The organism is Streptomyces sp. NPDC003691 (assembly GCF_053981115.1).
In genome coordinates, this window is record NZ_JBSFNQ010000064.1 from 25113 (window position 1) to 42862 (window position 17750).

Below are 17750 nucleotides of genomic sequence, written 5' to 3' on the forward strand. Positions count from 1 at the left end.
GTGCCTTCGTCAGGCCGCGGGCGGCGGAGGCAGTTCGGCCACGGCACGCTCGAAGTACGCCTGGACGTCCTCCGCAGCCGCGTACAGTTCCCGCAGGTACTCCGCCCAGGTCCGCACGGTGCCGGGATCGGTGAAGCGGATCGCCCCGTCCGGTCGACCAGCAGCCGTGTACCGCACCCGGTAGAGAGCCCGACCGTCCAGAAGGTTCAACTCCGGCAGCACCGCATCGCTCTCCGCTGCGGCCACCAAGGGAGCAGGCAGGACGCGAACGGAATGCTCGCATTCCGCGCTCAGCCGTAGCCAGTGCAGCTCCCACTGCACATACGGCGTCAGCGGCTCCTCAACTACGCGAATACGGTGAAAGACCGCCCCGCGCGATGCTTCGTCCCTGGCCTTTCGGACCAAGGCGTCACGCTCGGCCTCGAACAGCCGCAACACTGCCGGCCAGTCCCCCTGACGCAGCGCCTCCCGGCTGTCGTCGTTCGTCTCCTCGAAGTGCTGCAACCGCTCCAGTTTCCAGGACTCCCCGTCGCGGATGACCGCGCGCCGCTCCCGGAAGTCATGCTTGTAGTCCTCACGTGTGAGCCGCTCACCCAGCTCGTCCGGGAGTTCAGGAGCGAGGAGATCAAGCATCGGGAATGTCCACCTTCGCCGCACTCAGCATGTTGCCGGGGATGACGACCAGCCGCTCGTCCGGCCCAAGGTTCACCTCGCCCGGCAGGCACGACCGGTAGTGCGCGGTGAGATCGCGGCCGATCACGGCAATGTCACCGTTGCTCAGCTGCCAGATGTCCGGGCACTCGTCGTCGTCCTTGGAGTTGCCCAGCTCCGTCGCCGACTTACCGAGGCGCTTGACGAATAACGCAGACGGATCGGCTTCCCATGCGCGGGCCACGGCTGCCTCCGGTATCCACGGCATTACTGACAGTGGCCTCAAGGGTACCGGGCATACCCTGAATGGGGACATCAGGGGACCCGGCCTCCTGCGTCGACGGCATCCGAACCTTGGGCCGCCCGGGACGGCCCAAGGGCCAACCGAAGCGCCTTCAACTCTCACGCGAGGGAGGAACTCCCGGACGGTTGAAGGTGATGCCGGAGAAGTCCCGGCCCTGGATCACCGGACCATGCTGGGTACCGCCGCTGACCGTGTTGGTCACCGAGCCTTCAACCAACGCTGGAACCCGGCCGCGCCATGAGTCCAGCGCGGCAGCGAACTCCGGGTCAACGGCAGCCCGCGCGGCGAGGGCACCACTCAACGCTTCTGCCCGTGCCTGTTCGCCCGGCGTCTCGCTCAGCGCCATCAACTCGGCCTCCCCGGGTGCCGGGGTTCCCACCTGCCTGCTGAACGGTCTCCGCACCAACTCGCACAGCGACGCCCATGCCTGCCGCCCCAGCTCGCCCCCGGCCCCGCCTGCCAGCGCCGTCAACACTCCCACCGATACCGGATCCAAGACGTCTCCTCGACTGCGCGTTTCCGGTTTCACTTCTACTGACCCACGGTAGAGGCGCAACACTCCTCACCACAGCCCGAATGCTGGGACAGCGCAGAACGCGGGGGCCGTGATGTGCGGCCCCCGCGTCTACTGGTCGGTGTGTGTCAGTGGCGTCAGCAGTACAGGTTGGCTCCGGTCGGGACGCCCAGCAGCTGGGTGAAGCGGGTGTAGTTGTTCACCCGGCTCTGCACCTGGGCCGGGTTGCCGCCGTTGCACTCCAGCGATCCGTTGATCGACCAGATCGTCTGGCCGAATCCGGCCCCGTTCACCATCGCGGCGTGACCGGTCATCGTGCCCGGGCCGGACTGGGTGTTCCAGTACCAGAGGGCGGTCTTCCAGGCGACGGCCGCGTCGGTCTGGACGAGCGACGGGTTCTGGAGCAGGTTGATGCCGAGGGCGTCACCGGCGGCCTTGTAGTTGAAGTTCCAGCTCAGCTGGATGGGGCCGCGGCCGTAGTAGGCGGCCTGGCCGGCCGGGCAGCCGTAGGGCTGGTTGCGGTCGCAGTAGTGCGGGTAGTTCGCCGTGTTCTGCTCGACGATGTAGTACAGCCCGCCGGTCTCGTGACTGATGTTCGCGAGGAAGGCCGCGGCCTCCTGCTTCTTGAGCGTCTCGCTGCCGGTGTTGGCGAACCCCGGGTAGGCGCTGAGCGCGGCCGTCAGCCCGGCGTAGGTGTAGAAGGGGTTCCGGTTCGGGAACATCTGGTTGAACTGCGCCTCGGTGACCACGAAGGGTCCGGGCTCGCCCGGGTTCTCGTTGCCGGGGCTACAGGTGTACGGGTTCCAGAACCAGGTGCTGACGGTGGGGTCGTAGCCCGGGTTCGCGTGCTCCGCGATGTAGTAGTTCCCGTCCCGGTACTTCACGATCGCGCCGACGTTGTAATAGGTGCCCTGCTGCCAGTTGGGGGCCGTGGTGCACGCGTCGGCGGCGGCCGCGGTCTTGGCCTTGGGGGTGGCGGCGGCCGCGCTGTTCGGGACGAGCCCGATGGTGACCAGACCTGCCGTGGCGGTGACGGCGACGACAAGCGCCTTGAGGCGGTCGCGGGTGCGCTGAGTAAGCACGAGTAGTCCTCCTCCGTGCTTCAACAGCCGTGTGCGGAACGGAGCGTGGGGGCTCGTGGGGGTTCCGGACCGGCTGTGGTGTGGGGGTTGTTGTGCCCTCACACTGAGCGCTCGGGCGCGGCCGAGTCAAGGTATAGACCAATCGAATGTTCCGTGATGGAACGTTAATTGGCCACGGCGGGAGGGGCGGCCGCGAAGGCCTGCCAGGCGGCGGGGGAGACGGCGAAGGTGGGGCCGTCGGGGACCTTGGAGTCGCGGACGTGGACGGCGGAGGGGTGGGTGGCGACCTCGATGCAGTTGGTGCCGGGCTCGCCAGTGCTGTAGCTGGACTTGCGCCAGTCATGAGCGACTTCGACGCAGTTGCTGCCGGGCTCATCGCTGCTGTAGCTGGACTTGAACCACTCCAGTGCGGTGCTCATTGGTCTCCTAGCAACCGGTCCAGGAAGCCCCTTGTGTCATGTGGAGTGAGGGCTTGGGACCGCAGCATCCCATACTTCTGCTCCAGGATGCCGACCTCGCCGGGTTCGCCGATCAGTTGACTGCCGCGTTGGGTTTCGGTGTACGCGAGGTGCTGGTGGTCCGGGGTCACCAACAGGACGAACGGGCCTGCGAGACCGGCGTGGCCGGACGTACCGAGCGGCATGATCTGAAGAGTGACCCCCGGTAGATCCGTGCATGCCCGGAGATGCTGCAAGGTCGCCTTGTGGGTCGCGCGTCCACCGATGCGATCTGTCAGCACCGATTCCGAGAAGATGAAGCTGACCGGGGTCGGAATCCTGCGGTGCAGGACCATCTGGCGCTCCACCCGGGCGGAGACTTCATTCTCAATCTGATCCTCGGGCATCAAGGGCACTCGGCAGCGGAAGAGGGCGCGTGCGTACTCCGGAGTCTGGAGGAGACCTGGCAGGATCTGCGCCTCGTAGAAGGAGAGCGCAATCGCGTCCCGCTCCACGTCCATGTACTGGTCCGCCCACGCCGGAATCATGTCGATCTCAGGCATGTTCTGTACCGCCACCGTCAATGCACCCTTGGTCTCCAGCAGCACATCCAGTCTCTCCGCGATGTCGAGTTTCAGGGGTCGGCGCCCCTGCTCAATCGACGCCAAGGTCTCCAGGCTGATGTCGAGTCGTTCCGCAAGCCGCTCCTGGGTAAGCCCCGCGCACCTGCGGAAGAGAGCTACCTGCTGGCCGACTAGCCTGAGTGCGGACGCATTCCTCCGCTGCTGTTTCCTGGTGTACATACCTCATCAACTCCCCTACCTATGAGGGGAGTCACGCCCTGCGTACCCGTACAAATGAAATGTACGGGTGGACCCACTGCATTCCAGGGTTCACCGCCCGCCACGATCCCGCCATGAACGTGCTCTCCCCACCCCCCTCCTTCCCCGTCCTCCGCGAGCGCTTCTACCCCCGCGCCCGCCAGACTGTCCCGGCCGCACGGGAGTTCGTCCGGAGCGTGGTCCGGGACTGGGTGCCGGCCGCGCGGCTGGACGATGTGCTGGTCTGTGTCAGTGAGCTGTCCACCAATGCCGTACGGCACGGCGTACCGCCCGGCCGGGGCTACCGGATCCGGGTCTGCCGCTTCCCGGACGGTCTGCTGCGGATCGAGGTCCACGACAGCGGTGACGCATTTCTTCTGCCCTCCCTCCCGGAGCCCGTCACCGAGACCGAGGAGGAGTCGGGGCGGGGGCTGCTGATCGTGGATGCCCTGGCCGACAAGTGGGGCGTCGGGGAGCGGCTGCCGGGGAAGGTCGTGTGGTGCGAGTTCGCCGGGGAAGTCAGCGGCGCGGGGTGATCAGATCGGGCAGGCGGGTGAGGCCGTCGGCGCCGTAGCCCTCCTCGACCGCGCGGTCGATCAGACGCTCCAGGGGCTGGAAGAACTCCGTGGTGACGCCCTCGTCGGAGAGGGTGTTCATGAGGTTCGGCAGGGCGGCCTGGTTGACCGCGAGGCTGGAGACGTCGGTGAGATGGTCGCCGGAGTCCAGGGCCTCCGCCTCCTCCGTGATGGACTGCGCCATGGCGTTGAGCCAGTCCCGCAACGGCTCCGCGATCTCCTTCGCCGGGATACCGGCCGCCCTGGCCAGGGCGAAGGCGTGCATGGTGCCGATGCCCTGGCCGTACATGGCGATGAGCAGCGCGAAGTCGTGCAGGGCTGCCCGCCCGGCGTCCTCGCCGACGTACCGTGCGCCGCCCAGGGCGCGGAAGGTGTCCTCGTACTCCTCGAACACCTTGCGGTCGCCGCTGTAGAAGACGTACGCGTGCGGTCCGGCGATCATCTGTGGGATCGCCATGATCCCGCCGTCGAGATAGCGGGCGCCGTGCTCCGCGGCCCAGGCGGCCAGCTCGCGGCCCTGGGCGGGGGTGCCGTTGGTGAGGTTGGCGACCGTACGGCCGCGGAGGTCGCCCTTGACGGTTTCCAGCAGGTCCCGGACGTTGTCGTTGGTGGTCAGCACGAAGACGAGCAGCTCGCTCGCGGCGACCGCCCCGGCCGCGTCCGCGGCGGCCTCCGCGCCCTGCGCGACCAGCGGACCGGTCTTCGCGGCGGTGCGGTTCCAGACGGTGACCTGGTGCCCGGCCTTCAGGAAGGCGGTGGCGAGGGCCGATCCCATCATGCCGAGACCCAGGACGGAGACGGCGGGTTTGGTGGCAGACATGAGGGTTCTCCCTGGGAAAGTGAGGTGGAGGGGCTTCCTGATCGGATAACCCCATCCTCGATTCCCGAAATCCCCCTCACAAGTACCGACTTATTAGTGGGCTACTTACCGAAAGGTGAGTAACATGCCTGGGAATTACGGCGGGAGGAGCCTGTCAGCCCTGGGCTTCCTCCCTCCGGTCCGGTCCCGGTGCCACCGTCTCCGTGGACTCGTCGGCATCGGCCGACTGCACCGGGAGACGTACGGCGATCAGATCGCCGACACCTGCGACCTCGTTCAACGCGTCGGCCAGCGCCAGCATCACCCGGCGTACCCCTTCGAGCTCCTCGCGCAGCTCGGCGGAGCGTGCCCAGCGGCGCTCGTGCGCCACGGGGTCGACAAGGTCCGAACGGAGACTCTCATGAGCGGTGAGAAGGGGATGCCACTTGCTGAGCAGCGGCCGGACGCAGAGATTGAGCACGGTCACCGCCAGTGCCCCGAACGTCACCTGGCCGGCCGGGACCCGCGGAGCGACCGCCGGGCCGTAGCGGCGCAGGATGTCCCGTGTCGTACCGAAGACGGTGTAGAGGGACGACAGAGCTTCCCGCAACAACCCTTCGTTCTCGTCGAGTTCCACCACCGAGATGCGGGTGGCCAGCTCGACGTACAGCTCCCAGGCCGCGTCCCGTTCGGCCTCGTCCGGTTCCCAGACCCCGGATATCTCGCCCACCAGCGGGATCGCCAGCTTCACACTGACCTGGCGGGGGATGAAGGCGCTGCTCCGGCCCCCGGTCCGCCTCTGCCTCTGACGCATATCCACAACCTTCCCTGCGGCCGAACCTGGCATGTCACTCTATGAGTTGGTGCGACTCGCACAAGTGCTGTCCATGCCGGGGGGATGGATGAAGAGGGACGGCTTCATTTCGTACAGCCACAAACGGGACATCGAGCTGGCCCAGGCTTTGCAGCGGGGGTTGCAGCAGTTGGCCCGGCCGTGGACGAGACGGTCTGTCATCAGTGTCTTCCGGGACACGACGAGCCTCTCCGCCAATCACGACCTGTGGTCGTCGATCCTCAAGGAGCTGGAACAGACCCGGTACTTCATCTATCTGGCCTCGCCGGAGGCGGCGCAGTCGCGCTGGGTCCGCAAAGAGATCCAGTTCTGGCTGGAGCACCGTCCCCTGGACCGTTTCCTGATCGCGGTCAGTTCGGGGGACGTGGTGTGGGACCAGGAAGCCGGGGACTTCGACTGGGGGCGGACGGACGCCCTGCCCGAGCTGCTGCGGGGCAAGTTCACCACCGAACCGCTGTGGGTGGACCTCACCCGGATCCGGGAGGGCGCGAAGTACTCGCTGCGCCAGGCGGAGTTCCGGGACGCGGTCGGGACCCTGGCGGCGCCGCTGCACGGAGTCGGCAAGGACGAACTCGACAGCGAGGACATCCGGCAGCACCGTCTCTCGGCCCGGCTGCGGCGCGGTGCGATCTCGGGCCTGGTGGTGCTGCTGGTGACCGCCCTGGCAGCGGGCGGGATTGCCTTACAGCAGCGGAACGAGGCGCTGGACCGGGCGCGCACCTCGGCCTCGCAGGCGCTGGCGGCCCGGGCGCTGGAGACGCTGGACGCCGATCCGCGGAAGGCGGCGCAGTTCGCGCTGTACGCGGAGAAGGTCAAGCCCACGGCGGACTCGGCGCAGGCACTGGCGGCGACCGTGGCGGCGAACAGCAATGTGGTGGGACACCTGAAAGCCGGTTCCGACGCGGTGAGCCTGGAACTCGGCTCCCGGTCCCGGCCACCGGCCCAGGTGGCGATCAGCCGCGACGGCGGAATGCTCGCCTACTACGCGGCCTTCGGTTCCGGCGCATTGCATCTGTACGACCTGAAGGCTCAGCGGCCTCTGAAGACCATTCCGGCAGAGATCAACGAGTTGGTCGGAGGGGAACTCGAACTGAGTTCAGACGGTGATGTTGTCGCCGTGGAGGGGCTCAAGCACCAGGTCGAGATATGGGATGTGCGCAGGGGGCGGCTGCTGCGCACCGCGACCATGGGAGATCCCGAGGAACTCAGCAATGCTCAGAAGGGCCTGAGGGCGATGGCCCTCTCCGCCGACGGTCGTCGGCTTGCCACGGCACAGGCCACGTCCGGCACTGATCAGCTCCTCATCAGCATCCTGGACATCGCCACGGGGAAGCTGATCCACGAGGCGCCCACGGGATCCGATTCGGTGCATGTAGGGCTCGGCTTCGTGAACGGGAGCCACCGACTGCTCGCGGTGGATGCCAAGGTGGGTTCGACCCGCATTCATGACCCGGCGCATGGGACCTGGAGTGTGCCCAGAGAGCTGCGCGGGTACCCGGCAAGCCCCGGAGAGGTGGATGTGGACCTTTCCTCCGGGGCCGGACAGGCCGCGATCCGGGCGGAGAACGGCTGGGTGCAGATCTGGGACCTCGTCAGTGGAAGACGGGTCGCCTCCTCAGCGGCGGACGTCCCCGACCGGATCGTTCTTCCGCGGCCCGGTGTGCGTTTTCTCGTCGGGGCCCAGGGCGGGACAGTGACGCTGTACGACCGGAAGCTGGCGCGGGAACGGGTACTCGGTGCCTTCAGTTTCTCAGTGCAGAACCTCGCGGTCTCCGGAGACGGGAAGTGGGTGGCTGCCGGGTCCGACGACGGAGCGATCTCCCTTTTCTCGACGGACTCGCGCCGGGACGGGGTGATGCTCCCGAACGGCGGCGGACTGACGGCGGGGGAGCTGTCCTCGGACGGCAGGGTCGCTTTCCGTGCCGTGCGGGGCAAGCCGTTGGATGTCTGGGTTGTTGGCAAGGGCAGGACCGGGCTCACCAAGGTGGGGCGGATACCGAAGGCTGTGAGCCGGCTGGGTTCGATCGCCGTGGCCGTCACGTCCGACGGGTCGCGCGCGGCGCTGCTCCACGACGGCGAGCTGACGGTATGGAATCTCCGAACCGGCAGCCGGATCGGGAGACCAGTGTCCTTCGGCTCGTTTGCCACGGGCTTCGGCTCGGAGCTCTCCTTCCTGGCGGATGACGTGCATCTGGCGGGTGTCTGGGAGCAAGGTGTACTGATCGTCGACTCGCGGACCGGAGAGATCCGGCAGAAGGTGTCCGACGACACGAACTTCACCCAGCTTGCGGTCAGTGGCGATCGCAGGCGCGTGCTGCTGCTGTACATGACGGCGGGCGAGGTCTCGGTCTGGCGACTGACCGACGACGGACGCCTGGAGAAGATCCGCACGGTGAATTACGACCTCGACCGCGCCAGTGCCTCGCTGAGCCACGGGGGCGAGAAGGTGGCGGTGATGGCCGGAGACAACGTGATTCGTTTCATCGACGTCGGCTCGGGTCGGATCACCGAGGGCGCCGTGCTGTCGCAGGTCGGGTACGGGCCACTGGTGTTCAGCCGCGATACCCGGATAGCGGCTCGGGCGTTCAGCACCCGTGACGGTGCCGGGGTGCGGTTCTGGGACACGGGCAGCGGTGACGTGCTCGGGACCTGGCCCATGAAGCTCCGCGCCCCCGGTGCCGGGGCGGCGCCCCGGGCGGACAGGCTCACCGGCGAGGTCGATTTGCAACTCGCTCCGGCTCCGGAGGGCGGGTTTCTTGCCCTGGGCATCGACGGCTCCCTGGTCCGGCGAAGCCTGGATCCGGACGACTGGCGCCGGGAGCTGTGCGCCCTGGCGCCGGATCCACTGGCGAAGGCCGAGTACGAACGGTATCTCGGTGATCTCTCGGTGGGCCGCCCCTGCCCGGCCTGAGGCTCTCCCGCACCGGCTGGCGAGGGCGGGCGGCCCGGCGCACTCTGGGAGGTGGACAAGGGTGGAGGTGGTCCGTCATGCACGCGCAGACGCTCGTCGGGTGGCATGTCGAGATGGAGTTCCGTGAGGACGGCGACCGGACCAGGGCCGCCGCGATGGTCCGGCTGTCGGACGGGACCGAGATCAGAGGGCACGGGAACGCGCAGCGGCATCCTTCGGACGCGGAGCAGTTGCGGGTCGGGGAGGAGATCGCCGGGGCGCGGGCCCTGATGGAGATCGCCTCGCAGTTGTTGCAGAAGGCGCATTACGAGATCGACGAGGCGTCCGGGCGGACCTCGCATCCGCTGACCTGACCTGACCTGACCTGACCTGACCCGACCCCGGCCTGACCGATGGCCGAACGGCGGGGGTTCGTCACCCTCGGTGCATCAGGAGATACGACAGGGCCGGGGCGGCACCGCGCGATGCGGTGCCGCCCCGGCCCTGTGCTGCGGTAGCCGTCAGAGGCGCTCGGGGGTACGGATCCCCAGCAGCGCCATGCCCTGCTTCAGGGTGCGGCCGGTCAGGTCCACCAGGAAGAGGCGGTTCTCGACCAGCTCCGGCGCGTTGTCCGCGCTGAGGACCTGGCACTTGTCGTAGAAGGTCGTCAGGTGGGAGGCGAGCTGGTAGAGGTACGCGGCCAGCTTGTGCGGCTCGTAGGAGGCGGCGACCTCCGTGAGCACCTCGCCGAACTGGTCGACGTGGAGCGCGAGGGCCCGCTCGGCCGGGTGCAGCTCCAGCTCCGGGTGGGCGGCCGGCTTCGCGTCGCCCGCCTTGCGGAGGATGGACCGGATCCGGGCGTACGCGTACTGGAGGTAGACGGACGTGTCGCCGTTGAGTGACACCATCTGGTCCAGGTCGAACTTGTAGTCCCGGACGGCGGACGTCGACAGGTCGGCGTACTTGATGGCGCCGATGCCGACGTACCGGCCGTTCTCGACGATCTCGTCCTCGCCGAGCCCGACCTTCTCCGCCTTCTCCCGCACCACGGCCGTGGCCCGGTCGACGGCCTCGTCGAGCAGCTCCTCCAGCTTGACCGTCTTGCCCTCACGGGTCTTGAACGGCTTGCCGTCGGCGCCCAGGACCGTACCGAAGGCGAGCTGGAAGGCATGGACGTCGTCCGTCAGCCAGCCGGCCCGGCGCGCGGTCTCGAAGACCATCTTGAAGTGCATCGACTGCCGGACGTCGACCACATAGACCAGCTTGTCGGCCTTCAGCTCGCCGACCCGGTTGCGGATGGCCGACAGGTCGGTGGCCGCATAGCCGAAACCGCCGTTCGACTTCTGGACGATCAGCGGAGTCGGCTCGCCGTCCGGGCCCTTGATGGAGTCGAAGAAGACGCAGAGCGCACCGTCGGAGCGGACCGCGACCCCGGACTCCTCCAGGATCCGGCAGGTCTCCGCGAGCATGTCGTTGTACCCGGACTCGCCGACGATGTCCTCGTCGGCGATCTCCATGTCGAGCTTCTCGAAGACGGAGTGGAAGTAGATCTTCGACTCGTCGACGAAGCGCTGCCACATGGCGAGCGTCGCCGGATCGCCGGACTGGAGGGCGACCACCCGGTCCCGGGAGCGGGCCTTGAACTCCTCGTCGGCGTCGAAGTGCGCCCGGGCCGCCTTGTAGAGGCGGTCGAGGGAGGACATGGCCTGCTCGCCGGAGATCTCCTCGCCCGCCTGGTGGTCCAGCTCGTGCGGGTGCTCGTCGAGGTACTGGATGAGCATGCCGAACTGGGTTCCCCAGTCGCCGATGTGGTGGCGGCTGATCACCTTCTCGCCGGTGAATTCCAGGATCTTCACCATCGCCGCGCCGATCACGGCGGAGCGGAGGTGGCCGACGTGCATCTCCTTGGCCACATTGGGCTGGGCCCAGTCGACGACGGTCGTCCCGGGGGCGTCGGCGTACGCCACCCCGAGCCGGTCGTCGGCGGCGCGGGCGGCCAGCGTCTCGATGATCGCCGCGTCGGTGAGCGTGATGTTGAGGAAGCCGGGGCCGGAGACCTCGACCTCCCGCAGCACCTGGTCACTCTCCGTACCCAGGGCGTCGACGACCTTGACCGCCAGCTCCCGGGGGTTGCCCTTGAGCTGCTTGGCGAGCGCCAGGATGCCGTTGGCCTGGAAGTCGGCCCGGTCGCTTCGTCGCAGCAGCGGGTCGGCGGAACCGGCCTCCGGCAGGGCTGCCGAGAGGGCGTTCGACAGACGCTGCTGCACGTTCGACGCGAGGGAAGGGACCGAGGCCATGAGCTTCCGTTTCTGAGACTGGGGTGGGTGTGCGCGCCGTCCGCGCGCCGCCGGGGCCGCGTCCGGGGACGGGGTCCGGCAGGCCCAGTGTCCCACGCGGCGAAGATCGTCTCCGCCGGTATTCGGGTGGGCGCGGGCAACGCCGGGCCGGTACGTTCCGTCTGGGAGAATGAGGGCACCCGGCGTGGGAGCCGAGGCAGGCGCCGCCGGGGAAAGCCGACGTGGAAGAAGGACGTAAGGACGTGCCGACCGTGGCTCAGAGCACCACCGAGACCGACTGGGTCTCCCGTTTCGCAGACGAGGTCATCGCGGATTCGGAGCGGCGTGCCCCGGGCAAACGAATCGTCGTCGCGTCCGGGATCTCCCCCTCCGGGCCGATCCACCTGGGCAACCTCCGCGAGGTCATGACCCCGCACCTGGTCGCCGACGAGATCCGCCGCCGCGGCCACGAGGTCCGGCATCTGATCTCCTGGGACGACTACGACCGTTTTCGGAAGGTCCCGCTCGGCATCGAGGGCGTCGACGACTCCTGGCACGAGCACATCGGCCGCCCGCTGACCTCGGTGCCCGCGCCCAAGGGCTCCGCCCACCCGAACTGGGCCGAGCACTTCAAGGCCGTGCTGATCACGTCCCTCGCCGAGCTGGGCGTGGTCTACGAGGGCATCAGCCAGACCGAGAAGTACACCTCGGGCGCGTACCGCGAGCAGATCCTGCTGGCCATGCGGCACCGCGGGGACATCGACGAGATCCTGGGCCGCTACCGCACCAAGAAGGGCGCGGGCGGCGCGAAGAAGTCGCAGAAGCCGGTCGACGAGGCCGAGCTGGAGGCCGCCGAGGGCTCCGGCGCGGCGAACGAGGACGACGGTACGGGTTCGGCCGGCTACTTCCCGTACAAGCCGTACTGCGGTGGCTGCAACCGCGACCTGACCGTCGTCACCGCCTACGACGACGACACCACCGAGCTGACGTACAACTGCACCTCCTGCGGTTTCAGCGAGACCGTCCGGCTGGCCGAGTTCGACCGCGGCAAGCTGGTGTGGAAGGTCGACTGGCCGATGCGCTGGGCGTACGAGGGCGTGGTCTTCGAGCCGTCCGGCGTCGACCACTCCTCGCCGGGCTCCTCCTTCCAGGTGGGCGAGTTCATCTGCCCGCTGTTCGGCTGGGAGCGGCCGATCGGCCCGATGTACGCGTTCGTCGGCATCAGCGGCATGGCGAAGATGTCCTCCTCCAAGGGCGGGGTCCCGACCCCGGCGGACGCCTTGAAGATCATGGAGGCGCCGCTGCTGCGCTGGCTGTACGCGCGCCGCCGCCCCAACCAGTCGTTCAAGATCGCCTTCGACCAGGAGATCCAGCGGCTGTACGACGAGTGGGACCGGCTCGCGGCCAAGGTCGCCGACGGCTCCGTGCTGCCGGCCGACGCGGCGGCGTACAGCCGGGCCGTACGCACCGCGGAGGGCGAGCTTCCGGCCACGCCGCGGCCGATGCCGTACCGCACCCTGGCCTCCGTCGTCGACATCACCGCCGGACACGACGAGCAGACCATCCGCATCCTCAGCGAGCTGGACCCGGCGAACCCGGTCGGCTCCCTGGACGAGGTCCGGCCGCGGCTGGACCGCGCGGAGAACTGGATCACCACGCAGGTCCCGGCGGACGCCCGTACGGTCGTCCGCTCCGCCCCCGACGCGGAACTCCTCGCCTCCCTGGACGCCGACGCCCGCCGCTCCCTGGAGCTGCTGGTCGAGGGCCTGGACTCGCACTGGTCCCTGGAGGGCCTGACGACCCTGGTCTACGGCGTTCCGAAGGTGATGGCGGGCCTGGACCCGGAGGCCAAGCCGACCCCGGAGCTGAAGGTCGCGCAGCGGGAGTTCTTCGCCCTGCTGTACCGGCTGCTGGTGACCCGCGAGACGGGGCCGCGCCTGCCGACGCTGCTGCTGGCGGTGGGGGCGGAGCGGGTCCGGAAGCTGGTCGCGGCGTAGGCGTCCGGGCCGGAGAGATACGGGCGGAGGGCCCGGGAGCAGATGCTTCCGGGCCCTCCGGCGTGTGCGGGCTCTCGATGACGTACGGGGCCGGGGTTACCCAAGTCGTTTCATCCGCTGCCAGCCGGCGCCGATGACGGTGGCCGGGCCACCGCCGGTCGGGGTGCTCGCATAGAAGCGGAGGCTGCCGTCGGAGGTGGTGGCCCAGATGTCCGGGACCTTGTTGTCGTTGACGTCCGGGGTGCCCAGCATCATCGGGATGGCGGCGGTGGTCCAGGCGATGCCATAGAGCGCGTCCGACCCGTTCAGCGAGGCCGCGGCGGTGGACAGCGAGGCGAGGTCGGTGCCGCCGCCGGAGGCGGGTTTGCCGTGCCGGAGCATCAGGTTGCCGTTGCTGCTCGCGGCGAAGGACCGGTACACCAGATCGGCGGTGCCGTCGTTGTTGAAGTCGCCGACATTGACGATGTCGCGCTCGGTCCAGTTCTCGGCGAAGCGGAACGCGCTGGTGAACGCGGAGCCGGTATAGCCGCCGAAGACCCACAGGGCGTCGCCCGCGGTGACGAACAGTTCGGGGCGCCGGTCGCCGCTGATATCGCCGACGGCGAGGATCTGAGTGAAGGCCGACGGCGCGGGCACGGCGGCGTCCACGGTCATATGGGCCTCGACGCGCTTGGAGACGTCGACGCTGCCGTAGCCGTCACCGCGGTAGATGTAGAGCTTCCCGTCGGGCATCCGGGCCACCAGGTCCTGGATGCCGTCGCCGCCGGTGAAGTCGCCGTTGTGGGTGATCAGCGCCGCGTTGTTCCCGGTCGTGTCGGTCCAGTGGTAGCCGTAGTCGGGCTTGCCGTCCTCGTCCTCGTCCGTGTCGATCGGCCGGCCGTCGTCATGGGCGGCCGCCATGGACGCGTCCATCTCTCCGCTCAGCTCCGACGGGAAGAGCCGCAGATCGCCGTTGCCGTCGATGGCGTACAGATCGGGGATCTTGTCGCCGGTGACATCGCCCGGGGAGTCCGCCTTCTCGCCCGGTGTGACGTAGTGGAGGTACTTGGTCGCGGTCAGGGACATGTTTCCCGCGGTGTCGGCGGCCTTCACATAGAGGACGTTCGGCCCGGCGTTGGGCGGCTTGAGGGTGACGCCCGCCGCGCCCTGGGCGAGAGTGGCGCTGCGTTCGGCGACGTAGGCCTCACGGTTGAAGGACCAGTAGAACTTGTCCGTTCCGGCACCGCCGGTGGCGCCGGGCTTGAGGACGAACTTCCCTCCGGTGTTGAACCGTACGGTGCTCCACTTGCCGCCCGTTCCGTCGTCCTCGGGGAAGTCCGTGGATTCGACGTCGGGGGAGCTGGGCGCGGTGTCGTCGTAGACGAAGCCGCAGGTGACGGTTCCGGGTGGGGCATAGGTGGAGGAGACGCCCGCGGCGTCGACGGCCTTCACATGCCAGAAGTAGGTTCTGCCGTTGGCGAATCTGGACTTGTCGACGGGGATGTCGGCACGGCCCAGTGAGGTGACCGTCCGGGCGGTGTCGACGATCTTGTTGGCGCTGTTGCCGGACAGCCAGAGCTGGAAGTGGAGGGACTGGAGGTCGCCGTCCGGGTCGGAACTGGCCGCGGCGAAGGTCAGATTGCCCTTGCCGTAGGTGGTGTACGGGCTGGTGGTGTCGCAGGCCTTGCCGTTGACGGTGAGGCTGGTGGGCTCCCTGGGCGGCCGGGTGTACTCCATGGTGAGCTGCGGGGCGGAGGCGCCTTCGGCGGCGAACTTCTTCCAGGAACTGGCCGAGCCCTCGTTGCCCGCGCGCATGCCGATGACCAGCTTGGTCTCACCGGCATTGGCCGCGACGCTCTGGGCGATGGCCCGGCCGTCGTAGGTGACATAGGCGTCGGGGCAGGAGGAGTTCCAGCCGTGGGCGAAGCTCTTGGAGCCGATCAGCGAACGGGTGCCGGGCTGGTTGTTCCAGGTGGTGGCGGGTGAGATGTCGTTGGTATGGAGCAGTTCCATCTCGGTCGGGGTGCACGACCAGGAGTACGTCTCGCGGAAGCGGAAGGAGGCGCTGGAGATCCGGGCGCCCTTGATGCTGCTCTTCCAAGTGAGGCGGTAGAAGGTTCGGGACAGGCCGCGGGTGGTCGACTCCCAGCCGACCCGGCCTTCGGTGGTGCCGGAGTTGAAGTTGGCGCCGTCCCAGAAGCTGGTGGACGGATAGGTCTCGTAGGCGGTGGTCCAGGCCGCGGACTTCCCGTACAGCGGCGGGTCGATGAAAACCGGGTAGACGGTGTCCTTGCCGGTCAGCAACTTCCGGTCGGGTATGACGGAGAGGACTGCGGCGCCGGTGCCGCCGCCGGTCAGCGAGGCATCGGCGGGCGCCCGCTGCCCGCCGGACTGCGGGCCGGCCAGCCCGGACAGGGCCGGTGTTCCCTTCGCCCCGGGGTCCGGCGGAGCCTCGCCCTGGGTGATGTCCTGTTTGCCACCGGAGTCCCACATAAAGGGGGTGGGCGAGCCGCCGACCTCGGTGCCGCGGGGGTCCTTCACGGACAGGACGTCATTGCGGTCGTCGAGGGAGAAGGTGAGCTCGGGCGAGGTGAGCCGGTACGAGATCTTCGCCAGCGCCGGGTCGGCCGCGGCCTTCGCGTTGTGGACCACCAGAACATGGGTGAAGCCGGTGTCCCGGGCGGTGAGCATCAGATCCACGCCATCCAGGACGCCGCGGTAGAGCGCACTGGCACCGTTGACCTCGGGCTCCGGCAGCGGGCCCGGCCAGCCGACGGTCAGGTCGCGGCCCTCGGCGGTGAAGGTGACGAGGTCCGTGTAGCCGGTGGTCGAGGCGGTCGACGCCGGGTTGAGGGGAGCGCGGACGCGGGCGCGGCTGCTTCGTTCCCCCTTCGCTTTCTTGGTCTTGTTCTTGCCGCCATGGAAGGTGACCGGGTTGACCGTGGACTTCGGGTGCCAGCCGTCGCCGGTCTTCTTCAGTGTGGTGTCGATGGGCAGCCACTCGCCGTCGACCTTCGCCCGGACCGGCGCGGCCTGGGTGGTGAGGCGGAACTTCCCGTTCGGCAGGGCGTGAACGGTCGAGGTGGTGTCCCGCAGGGCGAGGACTTCGACCGGTTTCCCGGTGCGCAGGGCCTTCCTCCGTGCTGCCTTCTCGTCCAGCGGCCGGCCGCCTGCGCGGGCCTTGTCGGCCTTGTCCGTCTTCGAGGGTGGACGTTCGGTGGGTGCCCCCGGTTCGCCGTCGGGTATCAGCAGCGTGACGCCGAGCGCCGCGGCCAGTGCGGCCGCCACCCCCGCCGTCGTACGCCGGGGCAGTCTCCGGATGAGTCGTGACCGTTCCACGGTGCTGGAATCCCTCCCCTGGACGGCAGTCGGCCGGCCCGGACGCGGCCGTCCGGGCGGCGAATGCCGTGACGATCCCTCGGAATCACCCCACCCGGGCAGGGACGGCGCAGAACGCGCAATACGGCCCCAGCCGGGGAAGAACGCCAGCCAGCATGACCCATGGGCTACCCGTTGTGTACACCCGGTAATTATCACGCGGTAATTCGCTAAACCGATCTTCATGTGCTGCGGGGAATCTTCGAGCGCTTTCGGAAGTTTTCCCTCCGGAACGTCGCGCTTTCCGGAATGCGGAGGAAAGCATCTTCGGCAGGCTTTTCGGTGAGATTTTATTGCGGTTGCTGATGGTACGTCTGTTGCGTCTGAGGCTCGCGGCTTTAATCCTGCCGTTTCGCTTTCGTGCGATTTCGCCTGTGTTCCCCTTCTGGTTTTACGGCACACCTCGATTCTTGTGAGTGTTGTCACGTGTTGTGCGCCTCGGGTGATTGACGTGTGACGAATTGCTGGTCGAGGATGCGCCGGATGCCGACATGTCAGGGACGGGTCAGCTCTCTTCGTGCTGCCCGGAACCTGATTCCGGACCGTATGGGGGAGGGCGGCGGACACCGTGGGGAAATCGCTGTCGTGGAGTGGCCGGGGGAGACTCCCGGACACCAGAGCTGAGAGAAACCGCCGCCTGCGCCTGAGAGTGGGCGTGGTCACGGTGGTCTCCATGGCCCTCACCATGGGCCTGGTACCGGGTGCAAGTGCGCTGCCGCCACCGGTCGACCGGTCCGGGGTGGTCCTGCCCGATATCCCGAAGCCGCCGCCGGTGCCGGGGGTGGACGGAGGGAATCTGGAACGGCTGACCACCGCCGAGATTCCGACGGATCCGGAGTTCGAGCCGAAGAAGACGGCGGCTCCGGCCGCGGTGGCGCCGGCTGCCCGGACACTGTCCGCGCTGACGCCGGGTCAGACGGTGCAGATCGGCACCACCCCGCTGGAGGTCGGCGCTCCGCAGAGCGCGACACCCGCCGAGACGGCCGCGCTGGAGGGCAGCTGGCAGGTCGCGCTGGCGGATCCGGCGCAGACAGAGGCCCGGAACATCGAGGGCTTCGCCTTTACCGTGACTCCGCCGTCGACCGCCACGGGCAATGCGGTGGTGGCGCTGGACTACACGGACTTCGCCGAGCTGTACGGGGCGAACTGGGCGGACCGGCTGAACATCCTCCAGTTCCCCGGGTGCTTCCTGAC

General features: G+C 68.3%; 15 protein-coding genes. 5 read left to right on the top strand and 10 right to left on the bottom strand.

What is annotated here, in order from left to right; all coding sequences use genetic code 11:
• Positions 1–9 precede the first annotated feature (9 nt).
• From ACWDR0_RS25465 to ACWDR0_RS25490, 6 genes are all read right to left on the bottom strand, one after another.
• Positions 10–633, bottom strand: a complete 624-nt coding sequence (locus ACWDR0_RS25465) for a DUF6879 family protein (RefSeq protein WP_456354082.1) — start codon at positions 631–633, stop codon at positions 10–12.
• The gene (locus ACWDR0_RS25470; RefSeq protein ID WP_456354083.1) at positions 626–895 is read right to left on the bottom strand and encodes a hypothetical protein; all 270 of its coding nucleotides are present in this window, start codon (positions 893–895) and stop codon (positions 626–628) included. Before ACWDR0_RS25470 ends, ACWDR0_RS25465 begins: the two co-directional genes overlap by 8 nt.
• A 151-nt stretch (positions 896–1046) precedes the next feature.
• Entirely contained in the window at positions 1047–1301 is a 255-nt protein-coding gene (locus ACWDR0_RS25475) for a hypothetical protein (protein WP_456354084.1), read from the bottom strand.
• Positions 1302–1606: 305 nt separating this feature from the next.
• Positions 1607–2551, bottom strand: coding sequence for a chitinase (locus ACWDR0_RS25480; RefSeq protein WP_456354085.1), 945 nt, complete (start codon positions 2549–2551; stop codon positions 1607–1609).
• Between the two features lie 164 nt (positions 2552–2715).
• Positions 2716–2970, bottom strand: coding sequence for a DUF397 domain-containing protein (locus ACWDR0_RS25485; RefSeq protein WP_456354086.1), 255 nt, complete (start codon positions 2968–2970; stop codon positions 2716–2718).
• Entirely contained in the window at positions 2967–3791 is an 825-nt protein-coding gene (locus tag ACWDR0_RS25490) for a helix-turn-helix domain-containing protein (RefSeq protein ID WP_456354087.1), read from the bottom strand. The genes ACWDR0_RS25485 and ACWDR0_RS25490 overlap by 4 nt, the downstream gene beginning before the upstream one ends.
• A 113-nt stretch (positions 3792–3904) precedes the next feature.
• On the opposite strand from ACWDR0_RS25490, the gene ACWDR0_RS25495 reads away from it, so the two are divergent.
• On the top strand, positions 3905–4345 hold the full coding sequence (locus tag ACWDR0_RS25495) for an ATP-binding protein (protein WP_456354088.1): 441 nt from the start codon (positions 3905–3907) through the stop codon (positions 4343–4345).
• On the opposite strand, the gene ACWDR0_RS25500 is transcribed toward ACWDR0_RS25495, so the two are convergent.
• Both ACWDR0_RS25500 and ACWDR0_RS25505 read right to left on the bottom strand, forming a co-directional pair.
• Positions 4329–5204, bottom strand: a complete 876-nt coding sequence (locus ACWDR0_RS25500; RefSeq protein ID WP_456354089.1) for an NAD(P)-dependent oxidoreductase — start codon at positions 5202–5204, stop codon at positions 4329–4331. The genes ACWDR0_RS25495 and ACWDR0_RS25500 overlap by 17 nt on opposite strands.
• Positions 5205–5358: 154 nt before the next feature.
• A complete protein-coding gene (locus ACWDR0_RS25505; RefSeq protein ID WP_456354090.1) occupies positions 5359–5997 on the bottom strand; it encodes a hypothetical protein in 639 nt (212 codons plus the stop codon).
• 88 nt (positions 5998–6085) lie between these two features.
• Between ACWDR0_RS25505 and ACWDR0_RS25510 the strand changes: the two genes are divergently transcribed.
• The gene (locus ACWDR0_RS25510) at positions 6086–8947 is read left to right on the top strand and encodes a TIR domain-containing protein (protein ID WP_456354091.1); all 2862 of its coding nucleotides are present in this window, start codon (positions 6086–6088) and stop codon (positions 8945–8947) included.
• Between the two features lie 77 nt (positions 8948–9024).
• Positions 9025–9300 (top strand): DUF1876 domain-containing protein, encoded by a 276-nt coding sequence (locus ACWDR0_RS25515; RefSeq protein WP_456354092.1) that lies wholly within the window; start codon positions 9025–9027, stop codon positions 9298–9300.
• Positions 9301–9447: 147 nt separating this feature from the next.
• Here ACWDR0_RS25515 and argS read toward each other — a convergent pair whose 3' ends face one another.
• On the bottom strand, positions 9448–11223 hold the full coding sequence (gene argS / locus ACWDR0_RS25520; RefSeq protein WP_456354093.1) for an arginine--tRNA ligase: 1776 nt from the start codon (positions 11221–11223) through the stop codon (positions 9448–9450).
• A gap of 242 nt (positions 11224–11465) precedes the next feature.
• On the opposite strand from argS, the gene lysS reads away from it, so the two are divergent.
• The gene (gene lysS, locus ACWDR0_RS25525; protein WP_456354094.1) at positions 11466–13199 is read left to right on the top strand and encodes a lysine--tRNA ligase; all 1734 of its coding nucleotides are present in this window, start codon (positions 11466–11468) and stop codon (positions 13197–13199) included.
• 96 nt (positions 13200–13295) lie between these two features.
• Here the strand turns inward: lysS and ACWDR0_RS25530 are convergent, their stop codons facing one another.
• Positions 13296–16517, bottom strand: a complete 3222-nt coding sequence (locus ACWDR0_RS25530; RefSeq protein ID WP_456354095.1) for a VCBS repeat-containing protein — start codon at positions 16515–16517, stop codon at positions 13296–13298.
• A 712-nt stretch (positions 16518–17229) separates the two neighbouring features.
• Here ACWDR0_RS25530 and ACWDR0_RS25535 point away from each other — a divergent pair.
• The coding region (locus ACWDR0_RS25535; protein ID WP_456354096.1) for a hypothetical protein at positions 17230–17750 on the top strand (521 nt) is incomplete at its 3' end.